The sequence below is a fragment of the Antrihabitans auranticaus genome (assembly GCF_016481275.1).
Taxonomy (GTDB): Bacteria; Actinomycetota; Actinomycetes; order Mycobacteriales; family Mycobacteriaceae; genus Antrihabitans.
On the sequence record NZ_JAEMNW010000010.1, the window covers coordinates 113463 to 129835 of the forward strand.

Annotated in this window: 13 protein-coding genes and 1 riboswitch; of the genes, 4 read left to right on the forward strand and 9 right to left on the reverse strand. The window is 64.1% G+C overall.

All coding sequences use genetic code 11. The features are described from left to right. Positions 1 to 14: 14 nt before the first annotated feature. On the forward strand, positions 15 to 1280 hold the full coding sequence (locus JGU72_RS27825) for a glycosyltransferase 87 family protein (RefSeq protein WP_307828631.1): 1266 nt from the start codon (positions 15 to 17) through the stop codon (positions 1278 to 1280). Here the strand turns inward: JGU72_RS27825 and JGU72_RS27830 are convergent. The 6 genes from JGU72_RS27830 to JGU72_RS27855 all read right to left on the reverse strand — a co-directional run bounded on the left by JGU72_RS27830 (position 1240) and on the right by JGU72_RS27855 (position 6429). Continuing rightward, positions 1240 to 1707 carry a YiiD C-terminal domain-containing protein gene (locus tag JGU72_RS27830; RefSeq protein WP_199687534.1) on the reverse strand — a complete coding sequence of 156 codons (468 nt, stop codon included), beginning with the start codon at positions 1705 to 1707 and terminating at the stop codon, positions 1240 to 1242. The genes JGU72_RS27825 and JGU72_RS27830 overlap by 41 nt on opposite strands. Then, on the reverse strand, positions 1707 to 2963 hold the full coding sequence (locus JGU72_RS27835) for an acyl-CoA dehydrogenase family protein (protein WP_199687535.1): 1257 nt from the start codon (positions 2961 to 2963) through the stop codon (positions 1707 to 1709). The genes JGU72_RS27830 and JGU72_RS27835 overlap by 1 nt, the downstream gene beginning before the upstream one ends. Before the next feature lie 15 nt (positions 2964 to 2978). Further along, a complete protein-coding gene (locus JGU72_RS27840; protein WP_199687536.1) occupies positions 2979 to 3848 on the reverse strand; it encodes an SDR family oxidoreductase in 870 nt (289 codons plus the stop codon). A gap of 65 nt (positions 3849 to 3913) precedes the next feature. After that, entirely contained in the window at positions 3914 to 4771 is an 858-nt protein-coding gene (locus JGU72_RS27845) for a MaoC/PaaZ C-terminal domain-containing protein (protein WP_199687537.1), read from the reverse strand. Position 4772: 1 nt separating this feature from the next. Next, the gene (locus JGU72_RS27850; RefSeq protein WP_199687538.1) at positions 4773 to 5213 is read right to left on the reverse strand and encodes a type II toxin-antitoxin system Rv0910 family toxin; all 441 of its coding nucleotides are present in this window, start codon (positions 5211 to 5213) and stop codon (positions 4773 to 4775) included. Positions 5214 to 5241: 28 nt separating this feature from the next. After that, positions 5242 to 6429 (reverse strand): lipid-transfer protein, encoded by a 1188-nt coding sequence (locus JGU72_RS27855; RefSeq protein ID WP_199687539.1) that lies wholly within the window; start codon positions 6427 to 6429, stop codon positions 5242 to 5244. A 205-nt stretch (positions 6430 to 6634) separates the two neighbouring features. Here JGU72_RS27855 and JGU72_RS27860 point away from each other — a divergent pair, with 205 nt between their 5' ends. Then, positions 6635 to 7318: a TetR/AcrR family transcriptional regulator gene (locus tag JGU72_RS27860; RefSeq protein ID WP_199687540.1), complete on the forward strand. Its 684-nt coding sequence runs from the start codon at positions 6635 to 6637 to the stop codon at positions 7316 to 7318. Here the strand turns inward: JGU72_RS27860 and JGU72_RS27865 are convergent. Beyond that, positions 7315 to 8121: a VOC family protein gene (locus JGU72_RS27865; protein ID WP_199687541.1), complete on the reverse strand. Its 807-nt coding sequence runs from the start codon at positions 8119 to 8121 to the stop codon at positions 7315 to 7317. The genes JGU72_RS27860 and JGU72_RS27865 overlap by 4 nt on opposite strands. Before the next feature lie 278 nt (positions 8122 to 8399). Between JGU72_RS27865 and JGU72_RS27870 the strand changes: the two genes are divergently transcribed. After that, positions 8400 to 10574: a malate synthase G gene (locus tag JGU72_RS27870; RefSeq protein ID WP_199687542.1), complete on the forward strand. Its 2175-nt coding sequence runs from the start codon at positions 8400 to 8402 to the stop codon at positions 10572 to 10574. A 51-nt stretch (positions 10575 to 10625) separates the two neighbouring features. On the opposite strand, the gene JGU72_RS27875 is transcribed toward JGU72_RS27870, so the two are convergent. After that, positions 10626 to 11375: an SDR family oxidoreductase gene (locus tag JGU72_RS27875; protein ID WP_199687543.1), complete on the reverse strand. Its 750-nt coding sequence runs from the start codon at positions 11373 to 11375 to the stop codon at positions 10626 to 10628. Positions 11376 to 11405: 30 nt separating this feature from the next. Here JGU72_RS27875 and JGU72_RS27880 point away from each other — a divergent pair, with 30 nt between their 5' ends. Next, complete coding sequence (locus JGU72_RS27880) at positions 11406 to 13112, forward strand: substrate-binding domain-containing protein (protein WP_199687544.1); 1707 nt, start codon at positions 11406 to 11408, stop codon at positions 13110 to 13112. A 56-nt stretch (positions 13113 to 13168) separates the two neighbouring features. Here the strand turns inward: JGU72_RS27880 and gcvP are convergent, their stop codons facing one another. After that, positions 13169 to 15967 (reverse strand): aminomethyl-transferring glycine dehydrogenase, encoded by a 2799-nt coding sequence (gene gcvP / locus JGU72_RS27885; protein WP_199687545.1) that lies wholly within the window; start codon positions 15965 to 15967, stop codon positions 13169 to 13171. A 133-nt stretch (positions 15968 to 16100) separates the two neighbouring features. Further along, positions 16101 to 16200: riboswitch (glycine riboswitch) on the reverse strand. Positions 16201 to 16373: the final 173 nt, after the last annotated feature.

The following is a 16373-nucleotide window of genomic DNA, read 5'->3' on the forward strand; positions in this document are numbered from 1 at the left end:
GAAGTACTGCGGAGGTGTCGAGGCCCCGGCGACTTGCCGCTCGCGGCGATGAACCGCTCCGAAGCCCCCGGAACGCAATTCCGATCGTCGCGTTCTCGCTCCTCGCCGGCGTTCTGTTGTTCACGACGGTCGATCCTTGGCTGCCGGGTGCGGGTCTGTTCATGGGTGGCATCGATCTCGATGTCTATCGTGACGGCGCACAGCACGTCCTCGACGGGCTGCCGCTCTACACCGAGCCCCTCACCCACGAACTCCTCTACACCTACACGCCTTTCTCCACCTTGATGTTCGTTCCGTTCGCCCTGCTCAACGGCACCGTGGGCGAATACATCTGGATGGGGTTCAACTTCTTTCTACTGGTCACCATCATCACTCTGTGCTGGCGGATTCTGGGCTACCGAATCACTCCGTACGTGCTCGCCCTGTCCACGCTGCTCGCCGTCGCATCCGGCTTTCTCGAGCCGGTCCGCACGACTCTGTTCTTCGGTCAGATCAACCTGGTCTTGATGCTGCTGATTCTGTGGGACACAGCGCGACCGGACGGAAGCCGAATCAAAGGCGTCGGGGTGGGAATCGCGGCGGGAATCAAACTCACCCCGGCCTACTTCGTGCTCTATTTCCTGGCGTTGCGGCAATGGCGCGCTGCGATGGTCGCCGCACTGACGATCGTGGCGACCGTGGGGGTCAGTGCGCTGATCCTCCCGTCCGACTCGTGGCAGTACTGGACCAAGACGTTCTTCGACTCCACCCGGATCGGCGACGCTTTCCATGCGTCCAATCAGTCACTCAAGGGCGCGATCACCCGCCTCACCCTGGCCCCCGCACCGACCTGGGTGTGGCTGTTGCTCGACGCTGTCATTGCGATCGTCAGCATGTTGGTTGTCGTTCGCCTGCATCGTCGTGGCGAAACGTTGCTGGCGGTCACGCTCGCAGGCATGACCGCCTCGATCCTCTCGCCCTTCTCCTGGAGTCACCACTGGGTGTGGTTCGTGCCGCTGACCATCTGGTTCATTCATCGAGCGGTCGCCAACCTCTGGTGGTGGACGGGACCTATCGTGCTGTTCGCCATTGCCGGCTCATGGGCCTACCAGTGGCCACTGAACCGGCTGGTCGTCGGCCTCTACCTGTTCCCGCCGACCTGGGTCTCCTGGGACATCCTCGTGAACCTGTATGTCTGGTCCTATGCGCTGATTCTGGCCGGAGCCGCCGTAGTCGCGTGGCGCGCACCCGAGGTTCAGGTCAGCGACCGTGCGCGCGAAGCTGATACAGCCCCTTCGTAGTCGCAACGGTCTCACCGGCGCTGTCGGTGACGACCGATTCCAGGACGAAGTCGCACTTCCCGTTCGCCGCCGCTTCCGCCGTGATGCGGGTGATTTCGTCGTCGCTGAGTGACGCGTCCGCTGTGACGTCTGTTTTGGCGGGTCGTTTGAACGTGATCTGGATGTCTTTCACAAGTGGGTAATACTCGGCGTTGTCGAATGACGCGATCGAAATGGCGCCGCCCAGCAGTTCCGCCACGGTGAACAGCACGCCGGCATACATGACACCGAAGTGATTCCCGTTGCCCTCGATCGGTACCGACGTCGCGGCGAACCCGCGACGCACATCGAGGGCTTTCACGCCCATCCTGTGCGCCGCGGGGATCGTGAACTCGAGTGCCGAGTTCATGATGTCGGTGAACGGAGGCTGCTCGTCACCGTCGGTCATCAGGCCAGCAATCCCTTGGCGACATGGGTGATCTGCACCTCGTTGCTGCCCGCGTAGATCATCAGGGACTTGGCATCGCGGGCCAGTTGTTCGACGTGATACTCCCGCATGTACCCGTTCCCGCCGAGGAGTTGTACAGCCTCCATCGCGACATCGGTCGCGGCTTCCGACGTGTACCACTTGACCGCCGAGGCCTCGGCCAGACTCGGTGTCTTGCCGTCGCGTGCCATGTCGATGCCACGGAACACCATGTTCTGCACCTGAACTCGCGCCAACTCCATCTTTGCGAGCTTCAACTGGATCAGCTGGAAATCGCTGATCGGCTGACCCCACAGCTTGCGGTTCTTCGCGTAGGCCGTACAGACGCGCAGGCACTCTTCGATAACGCCGAGCGCCATCGCCGCAACCCCCATGCGCTCCATGACGAATCCGGACTTGGCACTGTCGCGGCCGTCGCCACCCTCGTGATTCTCGGTCTCGCCGAGCAGCCGGTCCTTGCCGACCCGCACGTTGTCGAAGAACAGCTCGCCGGTCGGGGACGAGTTCATCCCCATCTTCTTGAACGCCTTCGGCTGAGTCAGCCCTTCCATGCCCGAATCGAGCACGAAGGTCAGCACCTTCCGGTTGCGCTTGTCGGCGCCGTCGCCCTCGTCGAGCTTCGCGTAGACGACGATGACATCCGCGTCCGGTCCGTTGGTGATGAAGGTCTTCTGGCCGTTGAGGATGTAGTCCTCGCCGTCGCGCCGGACGTAGGTCTTCATGCCGCCGAACGCATCCGAACCGGAATCCGGTTCGGTCAACGCCCACGCCGCTACCTTCTCGAAGGTTGCGAGCTCGGGCAGCCACCGCTTCTTCTGCGCGAGCGTGCCGCGGGCCATGATCGTCGTTGCGCCGAGGCCCAGGCTCACGCCGATCGCCGCACACAGTCCCATACTGACCGCGCAGAGCTCCTTGACGAGGATGAGCCCCATCCCCTCCTGCCCGCCGAGCAGCGATCCGCCTTGCTTCTTACCCTTCTTGGAATCGCCCGAGGCGTCGGGGCCTGCAGCCTCGCGCTCCTCTTCCTTGGCGAGCATCTTCTCGATGGACTCGCGAGCCATCTGATCGATACCGAAAGCCGCGAACAGCTTTCGGATGATCGGGTACGGCTTCATCTCGCCGCTTTCCAGCGCCTCGACGTGCGGGCGGACTTCCGCGTCGACGAACTGGCGGATGGCGTCCTGGATCAGCAGATCGGTTTCAGACCATTCATACATGGTTCGAGTCTTCTCTCAAGGGAGGCGGTTTGCGATGTCATCGATCAACCAGGGGCCATCGGTTTCGATGGTCCGCACGTCGTGCCAGCCGCCGAGCTCGGAGATGGCGCCGCCCTGGACGGCGAAGACCTTGCCGGTGATCGGGCACTTCTCGGTTGCGAGGTAGGCGACGAGCGGTGAGATGTTGGCCGGGCTGAAGGCGTCGAACTCGCCCTCCTCGACTTCCTGGGCGAACAGCACGTCCATGCCGGGCGTCGCGAGCGTGAGCCGGGTTCGCGCGATCGGCGCGATAGCGTTGACCCGGACCCCGTAGCGCTCCAGCTCGTCCGCGGCGACGAGCGTCAGCGCCGCGATGCCCGCCTTGGCGGCGCCGTAGTTCGCCTGTCCGGCATTTGGCAGCGTCACGCCCGAAGCAGACGCCGTGTTCACCACGGCGGCGTTGGGCTGATTCCCCGCCTTGCTCTGTGCCTTCCAGTACGCAGCCGCGTGGTGCAAAACGGCCGCGTGCCCCTTCAGGTGCACCGCGATGACCGCGTCCCACTGCGACTCGTCGAGCCCGGCGATGAAGCTGTCACGCAGGATGCCTGCATTGTTGATCACGATGTCGAGCTGCCCGAACTCCGAAACAGCCTGATCGACAAGATTTTTCGCACCGTCCCAGGTCGCCACGTTGTCCGTGTTGGCAACAGCACGCCCGCCGGCCGCGACGATCTCGTTTGCGACCTCCTGCGCGGGACCGGTATCGGCGCCCTCACCGGTGTTGCTTCCACCGAGGTCGTTGACGACGACGGCCGCTCCCTCGCCGGCGAAAAGCAGCGCATGCTCGCGGCCGATGCCGCGGCCCGCGCCGGTGATGACGGCAACCCGTCCGTCCAGTGAACCCATATAACTGCTCCCTTCGGTCGCCTGTGCGCGGTCAGCGAGTCCAGGGACTCGCTGCGCGCACGGGGTCAGTCTCTGATTTCTGCCAAACCGTCTGTGATGACGAAGTCGTCGCCGCGCGCGGTTTCGAAGCCGTACGACGTGATGCCGTTCGCCGAACCCTTTCGGTAGATGCGGGTTTCGAGGTCGTCACCCGGGATCACCATCTTCGAGAAGCGCACCGCAAAGCGGGTGAGCCTGCCGACGTCCGAGCCGCCGACCTCCGTCAGCACCGCCCACGACGTGAAGGCCATCGTGCACAAACCGTGCGCGATGATGCCGGGCAATCCAGCGCTCTTGGCGATCTCGTCGTCGAGGTGGATCGGCATCGGATCACCCGATGCGGGCGAGTACCGATACGTCTGGTCGAGATCGACGTGCTGGCTTACCTTCGCGACCGGGGCCGAATCCTGCAGGCTCGCATCGAACTTGTGCTCCGGCGTCAATTCGCCGACCGCTTTGCCTGCATTGTGCCCACGGAAGAAGCAGGTGACGTACTGCTCGTTCACCAGTTCGCCGTCCTCCGTGCGGCATTCGATGTAGACCGCGGCACGCGTGCCCTTCTCCAAGCCCTCGTAGCCGGTCATCTTCGCCCGCGAGACGAGCTTGTCCCCCGGCCTGATCGGCCGGTGAAAGTGGAAGTCCTGCTCGCCGTGCACAACTCGCGGAATCAGTTGGATCGGAACAACTTCGATCGTCGGCGTCATCAACGATTCGAACACCGGCACGATGCCGAACACCGGTGGCGCGACGTCACCCCGCAGGTGTGCCTCGATCGGGTCGTTCGTCGCCTCCGCGTATGCGACGATGCGCTCGCGCGTCACCTCGAACCGCTCTTCGTCGGCCCAGACGCCCAGGCCGTTGTCGTCGAATTCGAGATCGCTCATATCAGGACGCCGCTGCCGCGAGTTCCGTCAACTGCTCGAGTGTCGTGTCGAGCTGCTTCGCGCCGTCCTTCTCGACCGCTTTGGCCAGCGCACCCTTGAGCAGAGCGCCTTCGAAATCGCCGGAGACGGTGAACTTGGAGCCCTCACCTGCGGGCTCGATGGTGAAGTTGAACTCGCATTTGACACCCGCCATACCGGTTCCTGCCAACGTCAGCGAGGTCGGGGCGTCGACCTTCAGCACGGTCCATTCGATCTTGTTCGCCATCCCGAGCATGACGATCTTTGCGACCAGCTTGGAGCCCTCGGACAGCGTCGCGGGCGGCTCCTCCATCCAACGGTCGTGAATGGTGAACCACTTGTCCCATGTGGAGGTGTCGGACACTGTCGCCCACAGCGCTTCGGGCTTGACCGGAAGTTCACGCGTTGCTTCGATGGATCCCATTGTCTTGCGCTCCTTAGGTTTTCGATGGTTAACGTTCTGCGCGCTGGTAGGCGGTGACTACCACTGCCCCGCCCAGGCCGATGTTGTGTTGCAGGGCAGCGGTCACGTTGTCGACCTGACGCTTGTCGGCGGTGCCACGCAGCTGCCAGGTGAGCTCGGCGCATTGCGCCAACCCGGTCGCCCCTAGCGGATGACCCTTGGAGATCAACCCGCCGGACGGATTGACGACCCATTTGCCGCCGTAGGTCGTCTCGTTGTTGTCGATCAACTTTCCGGCTTCGCCCTCCCCGCACAGGCCAAGGGCTTCGTAGAGGAGGAGTTCGTTGGCCGAGAAGCAGTCGTGCAGCTCGATCACCTGGAAGTCGTCGGCACCGAGGCCGGCCTGGTCGTAGACCTTCTGCGCCGCTTGCACATTCATGTCATAGCCGACCAGGTTCTTGCAGGTGCCGTCGAACGTCGACCGGAAGTCTGTCGTCATCGCCTGCCCGACGATCTCGACCGCCTGACCGGCCAAATTGTGCTTGTCGACGAACGCCTCGCTGGCAAGAATCGCTGCACCCGAACCGTCGGAGGTCGGCGAACATTGCAGTTTGGTGAGGGGGTCGTAGATCATCCGCGAACCCAGGATGTCCTCCAGCGAATACTCGTCACGGAATTGCGAGTACGGGTTGTTCACGGAGTGCTTGTGGTTCTTGTAACCGATCTTGGCGAAGTGCTCGGCCGTGGTCCCGTAGGCCTTCATATGCTCGCGACCGGCGGCGCCGAACATCCACGGCGCGGGCGGGAACAACACCTCCGAGATCTCGGCGAGCGCCATCAGATGCTTCGCCATCGGCTGTTCACGGTCGTCGTACGTCGCGCCGAGCGAGCCAGGCTGCATCTTCTCGAAGCCGAGCGCGATCGTGCAGTCCGCGAGACCGCCGCGAATCGCCTGGGCGGCAAGGTAAAGAGCTGTCGACCCGGTCGAACAGTTGTTGTTGACGTTGACGATAGGAATACCGGTCATGCCGAGTTCGTAGAGTGCACGCTGACCTGAGGTCGACTCGCCGTAGACGTAGCCGACGTATCCCTGTTCGACCTCGTCGAAGCTGATTCCCGCATCCTCGAGCGCACGCGTGCCCGACTCGAGTGCCATGTCGGGGTAATCCCAATCCTTACTGCCCGGTTTCTCGAACTTCGTCATACCGACGCCGACTACGTAGACCTTCTGCGGCACTTCGGACCTCCACGTTTGGATACAGACTTCATTGACTACACGTGTGATCACCGTAGGATTGAGAACACCCGTAGTCAACGGCCCTACATGTGATCCAGATCACTCCGAATTCCGCATAGGGGAACTACCTCCGTCGCGCGCAGATAAAGTGCGACGAACACAAACACAGTGCAGGAGCACGAAGCAGTACAGGAAGAAGGCCAGCGTGACCCGTGCGAAATCGGCGCACCGCGGCGGTGCCGCGCGGTCGAGGCCGGGAACCACGCTCGTCGAGCGAAAGTCACTCCGCCGAGCGGCGCTCGTGAACGCCGCCTTCGACATCATCGGCGAGGAAGGCTCCACCGCTGTCACGGTCCGTGCGCTCTGCCGCCGAACCGAACTGACGGCACGCTACTTCTACGAAAGCTTCGACAGCCGCGACGAGCTGATCGTCGGCATGTTCGCAGGCGTTGCCAACGAGGTACACGAGGCGCTTGCCGCGGCCGTCGCGAACCTCGACGGCAAACCAGACGAAATAGCCCGCGCGACAATCGAAATCATCGTCGACTTCGTCGTCGAACACCCCCGCAAGGCGCGGTTGCTGCTGGTCGAACCGTTCTCGGATCCGGCGTTGAGCGGCATAACCATCGCTCAGGTGCCCGCCTTCACCAGGCTCATTCGCCATCAACTGCCGACATCGGCCGGAAAGACGAAGCGCACTCTGACGTCGGTCGGCCTCGCAGGCGGTCTCAGCGCAATCTTTTCGTCGTGGCTGTCCGGCTCCATTCGGGCGTCGCGGGAAGAGATTGTGGAACACTGCGTCTCGTTGCTCGAAGGCGCGTGGATCGGCGGCAACGCGAGCGGTGTGGGACTGCCGCGTCCATCAGTCCCACCACGAACCAAGTCCTAGCTTTCCGCTGGCGGCTCGCCGACCGTTGTGCTCGGGTCGATCAGACCGAACACCTCACCCTGCTGACCCGCCAGCACGAGCATCCTGCCGAACGGGCTGTCGTCCGGACCCATTATGACGGTCGAACCCAGTTCGGTCGCCTTCGCGAGCGAGGCGTCGATGTCGTCGCTCTGGAACCAGGTCAACCAGTTCGCCGGGACTTCCGCAGGCAACATCGTGTCGTCGAAAATTCCACCGACACTGTCGGAGCCGCCTGGGAGCGTGAAGGTTGTATAGGAGAAGTCGACGCCGTCGCCGACCTCTGTGTAGGTGTAGCCGAAGACCGCCGAGTAGAAGTCCTTGGCCGCGCCGTAGTCGCCGGTGTGCAACTCGTTCCAGCAGTAGGCGCCGTTCTCGTTGAAAACGCCGGCGCCCTTGTGGGACTTGGCTTCCCAGACTCCGAACGTCGCGCCCGTCGGATCGGTCGCGATGAGCATCCTGCCGACGTCCATCACATCGAACGCCGGGATGACAACCTGGCCACCCGCGCCGGTGATCTTTTCGGCCACCTCGTCAGCGCTGTCTGCGGCGAAGTAGGTAGTCCACACCGACGGCATTTCCATGTCTGCCGACTTCTCGCCGATACCGGCGGCAGGCTTTCCGCTCAGCGAGGCCGTCAGATAGCCGCCCGCCTCGGGCGGCGAATCCTGCACGTCCCAGCCCAGAAGCGCCGAGTAGTAAGCGCGGGCCTTGGCAGTGTCGTCGACCTGACAATCGACCCAACAGGGTGTTCCCTGCGACCAGGCCTCGTCACGTGTTGGCATGTCGTTGTCCTCCGAATCATGAGCCGTGCCGGCCACGGGCCGCGACCGCGATCACAAGACAACCACTGCCCACCGACAAGAAACACGAAGTTCGGAAGAACAACCGCCGTCGAAATTACAGCGACCCGCAGGCTCGCACTTCTGCCGACCGTGCGGAATACACCCCGCGCAACAGACGTTGACGGGTGGGCTCGCCCCGGCAGCAGAGTTCGAAAACTGGCCACTGTTACCGCCGGGTAGGATCAGGTGTCCATAATCAGGCAAAAGTGAGGCAGTTCATGACGGAGCGCGTTCAGGTCGGTGGTCTTCAGGTCGCGAAGGTGCTGTATGACTTCGTGCAGAACGAGGCGCTGCCGGGCACCGGCGTAGACGCCGACGCGTTCTGGGAAGGCGCCGAGCAGCTCATCGCCGATCTCGCACCGCGCAACCGCGAACTGCTCGCCAAGCGCGACGAAATCCAGGGCAAACTCGACGCGTGGCATTCGGAGCACCCCGGCACCGGCTACGACCGCGCTGCCTACAAGGCGTTTCTCCAGGAGATCGGTTACCTGCTCGAAGAGCCCGCGAAGTTCGCCATCAGCACCGCGAACGTCGACGAGGAGATCACGACGACGGCCGGTCCGCAGCTCGTCGTCCCTGTCATGAACGCGCGCTTCGCCATCAACGCCGCGAACGCCCGATGGGGTTCGCTCTACGACGCGCTCTACGGCACCGACGCAATCTCCCAAGAGGGTGATTTGGCGCCGGGCAGGGAGTACAACAAGGCTCGCGGCGACAAGGTCATCGAGTTCGCACGCAAGTTCCTCGACGAGTCAGCTCCATTGGTCTCGGGCTCCCACGTTGGAACCACGAGCTACACGATCTCCGACGGAAAGCTCCTCGTCACGCTTGCCAACGGCAGTATCACCGCGTTGAAGGACAACTCCGAACTCGCCGGCTACAGCGGTGACCCGGTCTCCCCGACGTCGATCCTGTTGAAGCACAACGGTTTGCACATCGAGATCGAGATCGATCCCGAGTCACCGATCGGCGCCACCGATCCGGCAGGCATCAAGGATCTCCTGCTCGAGTCCGCTGTCACGACGATCATGGACTTCGAGGATTCGGTTGCCGCCGTCGACGCCGACGACAAGGTCGTCTGCTACCGCAACTGGCTCGGTCTGATGAAGGGCGACCTGGCGGAGGAAGTCTCCAAGGGCGGTAAGACCTTCACCCGCGTGATGAACCCCGACCGCGTCTACACCGCACTCGACGGCAGCGAGTTGACGCTGCACGGTCGATCGCTGCTGTTCGTCCGCAACGTCGGGCACCTCATGACGAGCGACGCGATCCTCGATTCCGAGGGCAACGACATCCCCGAGGGCATCCTCGATGGCATATTCACGTCCCTCATCGGCGTCCACAGCCTCAACGGCACCGCGGCACTGAGCAACAGCCGCACCGGCTCGCTCTACATCGTGAAGCCGAAGATGCACGGCCCCGAGGAAGTTGCGTTCACCAACGAGCTCTTCGGTCGCATCGAGGACGTGCTCGGTCTCGAGCGCAACACCCTCAAGGTCGGCATCATGGACGAGGAACGCCGCACGACTGTAAACCTCTCCGCCTGTATCAAGGCCGCCGAGGCGCGCGTGGTGTTCATCAACACGGGCTTCCTCGACCGCACCGGCGACGAGATCCACACCTCCATGGAGGCGGGTCCGGTCGTGCGTAAGGGCGAGATGAAGAAGCAGCAGTGGATCCTGTCCTACGAGGATTGGAACGTCGATACCGGTCTCGCGGACGGTCTCGAAGGCAAGGCGCAGATCGGCAAAGGTATGTGGGCGATGCCCGACCTCATGGCCGACATGCTCGAGCAGAAGATTGCCCACCCGAAAGCGGGCGCCAACACTGCCTGGGTCCCGTCGCCGACGGCCGCAACCCTGCATGCGTTGCACTATCACAAGGTCAACGTCTTCGAGCGGCAGGAAGAGATCGCCAAGACCAAGCGCGCGACGGTCGACGACATCCTGACGATCCCGCTCGCCGCCGACACGAACTGGTCGACAGAAGACAAGCAGAACGAGCTCGACAACAACTCGCAGTCGATCCTGGGCTACGTCGTCCGCTGGATCGATCACGGCGTCGGCTGCTCCAAGGTGCCCGACATCAACGACGTGTCGCTCATGGAAGACCGTGCAACGCTGCGGATTTCGAGCCAGCTCGTCGCCAACTGGCTGCGCCACGGCATTGTCACCGAGGACGAGGTGGTCGAGAGCCTGAAGCGCATGGCACCGGTGGTCGACCGCCAGAACGAGAAGGATCCGACCTACCGTCCGCTCGCGCCGGATTTCGACACCAACATAGCCTTCCAGGCGGCGAAGGAGCTGATCCTCGAGGGCACCAAGCAGCCGAACGGCTACACCGAGCCGATCCTGCACCGGCGTCGTCGCGAGTTCAAAGCAGCGAACGCCTGACACCCAGCTGTTTCGAAAGGCCTGCACCCGAATTGGGTGCAGGCCTTTCGGCTATCCCCTGCCGATGAACGGCATGGTGGTCGCCGTGATCGTCAGAAACTGCACGTTCGCAGCGAGCGGCAGCGACGCCATGTACAAGACAGCCTCGGCGGCGTGCGCGGCGTCGAACGTCGGCTCCTGCCGCACCGACCCGTCTGCCTGGCGCGCACCGGTCGCGAAGCCACTGGTCATCTCCGTCGCCGCGTTGCCGATATCGATCTGCCCACAAGCAATGTCGAACGCGCGCCCGTCGAGAGACAAGGACTTCGTCAACCCCGTGATGGCATGTTTCGTCGCGGTGTAGGCAGCAGATCCAGGCCGCGGCACCTGCGCCGATATCGAGCCGTTGTTGATGATTCGCCCACCGCGCGGGCTCTGCGCCTTCATCACGCGAAACGCGGCCGCGGCACACAGGAAGGAACCCGTGAGATTCACGGCGACGGTGTCCGCCCAGGCTGCGGGGTCGATCTCGTCGATTGTCCCGGTCGGGCCGAAGGTTCCCGCGTTGTTGACGAGAACGTCGACGCGGCCCCACTCGTCGACGACCCGGTCGAACAGTGCGGAGACCTCGTCGGCTTTCGTCACATCCGCTTGTACCACAAGCGAATTCGGACGGGAACCCGCAGTCTCGACGAGCGGGTCCACGCGCCGCCCTGCGAGCGCGACACGGAAATCCGCGTCGAGCAGGGTACGTGCGATGGCCCGGCCGAGCCCTGATCCCGCTCCGGTAACGATGGCGACCTGATTCGAGCGCGTTGTCATATTCGACGACGATATCGGTAACCTTGCGGCGTGACCTCGTCGGATGAATCCGGGCAACATCGCCGCGAGAAGCGCGTCCGAGGGGTCAGCAAGGGCCCGATCATCGCGGTGGTCGCCGTAGTAGTCGTCGTCCTCCTCGCCTTCGGCTGGTTCAAGGTGCGCGACGCCGCCGACGATCGCGGTAGCGACGCTGCTGCCACGTGCGTCGAGGGCGATTCCGTCCTTACGGTCACAGCCGACCCTTCCGTCGCGCCGCAGGTTCGGACGATCGCGCAGCGATACAACGACACCGCGCCGGTCGTCCGGGATCACTGTGCGACGGTGCAGGTCGAGGCGAAGGCGTCACAGCTTGTGCAGGAAGCGTTGACGACCGGGAACTGGGACGAAGGGACACTCGGCGCGCGCCCCGGCCTGTGGCTCGCCCAGACCGCCGGTTCGTTACCCACGCTCGCCGGCACGATCGTCGACGGCACACCCAAGCCGCTGGCGTCCAGCCCCGTCAGACTCGCTGTCCCGCAACAACTCGCCGATGCCCTGCAGAGCGGCAACGTCGGTTGGGGCGATCTGCCGCGGCTGCAAAGCGACCAGAACGCGCTGTCTGCCTATGGACTCGCCGGCTGGGGCGGTCTGCGACTGACACTGCCGACCGGTCCAGGCTCGGAGGCCACGGACATCGGCACCGAGGCGGTCGCCGCCGCCGTGGCCAACGCCGGTTTCGGACCGCTCTCCGACGAGGCGGTACGGTCGGCACCCGTCGTGACGGCTGTGTCCACTCTTGCCGCCGGGGGACCCAAAACTGATTCTACGAAAGCTGCACTGGATTCACTTACCGCACAACCAGATCCCGCTACCGGTGAAATACACGCCGTCTTCGCCACCGAACAGCAGCTGAAGGCGGCGAGCGGTGGCAAAGTCACCGGCTACACACCGACCGGTGCCACGGTCGTTTCCGAAGTCCTTGCCGTCCCGTTGTCCGGCACCTGGGTGGACGAAACGCAGCATCGTACGGCAGACCTGTTCGTCGACTTCGCTTCGCAGCCGGATCAGCGCGACATCCTGGCCGACAGCGGCTTTCGTGTCGGCGAGGTCGAGCGATCGCTGAATCCGGCGCCGGATTCGGTGCGTCGACAACTGGCGGACATCGTCGCGAACCCGATACTCGGCACCAATTCGACAGTGCTGCTCGATGTTTCGTCGTCGATGGGTAGCGACGACAAGTTGGCGGGCGCAACCTCGGCACTACGCAACTACGTGGCGACCGCTCCGGAGACAGCGGCCGTCGGATTATGGTCCTACAGCAAGGATCTCGACGGCACCAAGCCATACCGGGTGGAGGTCAGGACCGAACCGCTTGCCGCGGAACGCAAACGCGTTCTCGACGACTCCCTCGGCGGCCTTCGCACCGCTGCGTCGGCGCGCGATCAGGCCTACCCCACCCTGATCGACGCCTACAGCGCCGCGCTAGCCGGCTTCGTACCGGGGCGGACCAATTCGATCCTGCTCATCACCGACGGCCCCGACGACGATTCGTCCGTCACCGGCCAGCGGTTGCTCGAGACCCTAGGTGCGGCAACAGATCCCGGCAAGCCCATCCGGATCGACGTCATTGCGATCGGCCAGCCGTCCAGCAGCAACACACTGCCGGACCTCACCCAACGCACCGGCGGGTCGTTCGTCCGAGTGAACAGCGCAAACGACCCGGAGCTGGCCGGCGCGATCCAGCGACTCCTCGGCTAGCTGCTGCTGAACGCGGTCACATGCCGCTGAACGCGGTCACATGCCGCTGAACGCGGTCACATGCCGCTGAACGCGGAGATCGGGGGGCACGAGCACACCAGATTCCGATCACCGTGCGCACCGTCGATGCGCCGGACCGCCGGCCAGACCTTCGGGCGCGACTTCCCGCGCGGAAAGACTGCAGTCTCACGCGAATACGGGTGGTTCCACTCGGCGACCAGGCATCCGGCCGTGTGCGGCGCACCGCGGAGCGGATTGTCGTCGACCGGCCAGTCCCCAGCACCGACCTTGTCGATCTCGGCACGGATGGCGATCATCGCCTCGCAGAACTCGTCGACCTCGTCGAGGTTCTCGCTTTCCGTCGGCTCCACCATCAGCGTGCCGGCGACCGGGAAGCTCATGGTCGGAGCGTGAAAGCCGTAGTCGGCCAGACGCTTTGCAACATCGTCGACGGTCACGCCGGTACGCTTCGTGATCTCGCGCAGATCGAGGATGCACTCGTGTGCAACCATCCCGTTCTCGCCCGTGTACAGAACCGGGAAGTGCTCGTCCAGACGCCTGGCGATGTAGTTCGCAGACGCGATCGCGGTCAGGGTTGCCCGCCGTAGACCGTCGGCGCCCATCATGCGGATGTAGGACCAGGTGATCGGCAGAATCGACGCGCTGCCGTACGGCGCAGCCGACACGGTGCCTTCGTCACCGAGTTCCGGCGCGAGTGGATGACCGGGCAGGAACTCGGTCAAGTGTGAACGAACGGCAACGGGTCCGACGCCCGGTCCGCCGCCGCCGTGTGGGATGCAGAACGTCTTGTGCAGGTTGAGGTGGCTGACGTCGCCGCCGAATTTTCCTGGGCGGGCAAGGCCGACAAGAGCGTTCAAGTTGGCGCCGTCGACGTACACCTGGCCGCCGGCGTCGTGCACAGCGGCGCACAGTTCGCTGACCTCGTGTTCGTACACGCCGTGCGTCGATGGATAGGTGATCATGATCGCGGCCAGTCGCTCGGCGTGGTCGGCGATCTTGGCCCGCAGGTCGTCGAGATCGACGTCACCGTTCGGGCGGCATTTGACGACCTCGACTCGCAACCCGACCATGACCGCCGACGCGGCGTTGGTGCCGTGCGCGCTCGACGGGATCAAGCAGATGTCGCGGTGATCGTCCCCGCGACTCAGGTGGTAGCGGCGGATCGCAAGCAGCCCAGCGTATTCGCCCTGGCTACCCGCGTTCGGCTGCAGGCTGACCGCGTCGTAGCCGGTGATCGCCGCGAGCCACGTCTCGAGGTCCTGGATCATGCTGCGCAGTCCGGCGACCTGATCGGCAGGTGCGAATGGATGCATCCGCGAGAACTCGGGCCACGTGATGGCCTCCATCTCAGCGGTTGCGTTGAGCTTCATGGTGCACGACCCGAGCGGAATCATGCTGCGGTCGAGCGCAATGTCCTTGTCGGACAACGCACGAAGATATCGGAGCATCGAGGTCTCGGTGCGATGGCGCGTGAACGCCGGGTGGGTCAAGTAGTCGGAGGTGCGGTTCTCGATCGACTCGAACGTGGGTTCCTGACGTGCGGCACCGAACGCAGCAAGCACAGCGTCGACGTGCGCGTCGGTCGTTGCCTCGTCGCACGAGATTCCGACGTGGTCGGCGTCCACGAGGTGAAGATTGATGCCACGTGACCTCGCATCTGCGACGATGCCCTCCGCGCGACCGGGCACAGCGACGAGCACGGTATCGAAGAAGGACTCGTGCACAACCGCGCTGCCCAGTGCGGCCGCGATCTCCTCCGCCCGTCGATGTACTTGTCGCGCAATGGCCTTCAGCCCATCGGCACCGTGATAGCTCGCGTACATCGCGGCCAAGATGGCGAGGAGCACCTGCGCGGTACAGATGTTGGACGTCGCCTTCTCGCGACGGATGTGCTGCTCACGCGTCTGGAGTGCGAGCCTGTAGGCAAGATCACCGTCAGCGTCGACCGACACACCGACAAGTCGGCCCGGCAGCTGCCGCGCATGTTTGTTGCGGACGGCCAGATAGCCGGCGTGTGGTCCGCCGAAGCCCATCGGCACGCCGAAGCGCTGAGTGGTGCCGAAGCAGGCGTCGGCGCCGATTTCACCCGGCGGTGTGACGAGTGTCAGGGCGAGGAGGTCGGCGCCGATCGCAACGAGTGCGCCGCGCTCGTGTGCGCTCGCGATGAGGTCGGTCCAGTCGACGACGCGTCCCGATGCGCCGGGAACCTGTGCGAGGACCCCGAAGAACTCACCGTCCGGCAGCCCTGCCCCGAGGTCAGCGGACACCACCTCGATGCCGAGTGGCTCGGCGCGGGTGGCGATGACCGCCAAGGTCTGCGGGAAAATGTCTTTGTCGACGAGGAATCGTGGCGACTTCGACTTGTTCGCGCGGCGCAGCAGTGTCATTGCTTCGGCGGCTGCCGTCGCTTCGTCGAGCATCGACGAGTTCGCTACCTCCATGCCCGTCAGGTCGGAGACCATCGTCTGGAAGTTGAGGAGAGCTTCGAGCCTGCCCTGGCTGATTTCGGGCTGGTACGGCGTGTACGCCGTGTACCAGGCGGGATTCTCCAGAATCCCCCGAACGAGTACGGGCGGCGTCAACGTGTCGTAGTAACCCAGTCCGATCATCGAGGTCGCGACTGTGTTGGTCGCCGCGAGGGCGGCCAGCTCGGCCAGCACTTCGTGCTCGGAGATCGCGGGCGGCAGGACATCCAGACCACTACCGTCGAGGATGCTCGCAGGGAGAGCCTTCTCCGCGATCGCTTCGAGCGACTCGACGCCGATCACGCCGAGAATCCGTGCGAGGTCGTCGGAGTCCGGTCCAATATGGCGATCAGCAAAGCTTCGGGTCACGACGTCTCCAGGTCAGAAGGGCGCTAACCCTCCCCCTCTGTCGTGGTCGCCTGAGAGATTCGGATAGTTCGCGGCGACGAACACACCTTTCCCCGTGGGCGGGTGGAATGATCCACCGCTTTCCAGAGACGTCGAAGCCCGTACGGTCCGTGTGCCTGAGAGATTGACGGGGAGGTGCTGCTCCTTCGGCGTCCGACTCCCTTGCGGGGCCGGAACTCTCCCATACGGCGGCGACGCGACCACTAGTCTAGCGGCGGAGCTTGCGGAGCCGCCAATCAGCACAGCGGCGGAGCTTGCGGAGCCGCCAATCAGCACAGCGGCGGAGCTTGCGGAGCCGCCAATCAGCACAGCGGCGGAGCTTGCGGAGCCGCCAATCAGCACAGCGGCGGAGCTTGCGGAGCCGCCA

What these genes read in the sequence shown, in the direction of transcription:
- JGU72_RS27830 (WP_199687534.1), bottom strand. Translation starts at nt 1,707, where the DNA reads ATGACCGACGGTGACGAGCAGCCTCCGTTCACCGACATCATGAACTCG.
- JGU72_RS27835 (WP_199687535.1), bottom strand. Translation starts at nt 2,963, where the DNA reads ATGTATGAATGGTCTGAAACCGATCTGCTGATCCAGGACGCCATCCGC.
- JGU72_RS27840 (WP_199687536.1), bottom strand. Translation starts at nt 3,848, where the DNA reads ATGGGTTCACTGGACGGACGGGTTGCCGTCATCACCGGCGCGGGCCGC.
- JGU72_RS27845 (WP_199687537.1), bottom strand. Translation starts at nt 4,771, where the DNA reads ATGAGCGATCTCGAATTCGACGACAACGGCCTGGGCGTCTGGGCCGAC.
- JGU72_RS27850 (WP_199687538.1), bottom strand. Translation starts at nt 5,213, where the DNA reads ATGGGATCCATCGAAGCAACGCGTGAACTTCCGGTCAAGCCCGAAGCG.
- JGU72_RS27865 (WP_199687541.1), bottom strand. Translation starts at nt 8,121, where the DNA reads ATGCCAACACGTGACGAGGCCTGGTCGCAGGGAACACCCTGTTGGGTC.
- JGU72_RS27870 (WP_199687542.1), top strand. Translation starts at nt 8,400, where the DNA reads ATGACGGAGCGCGTTCAGGTCGGTGGTCTTCAGGTCGCGAAGGTGCTG.
- JGU72_RS27875 (WP_199687543.1), bottom strand. Translation starts at nt 11,375, where the DNA reads ATGACAACGCGCTCGAATCAGGTCGCCATCGTTACCGGAGCGGGATCA.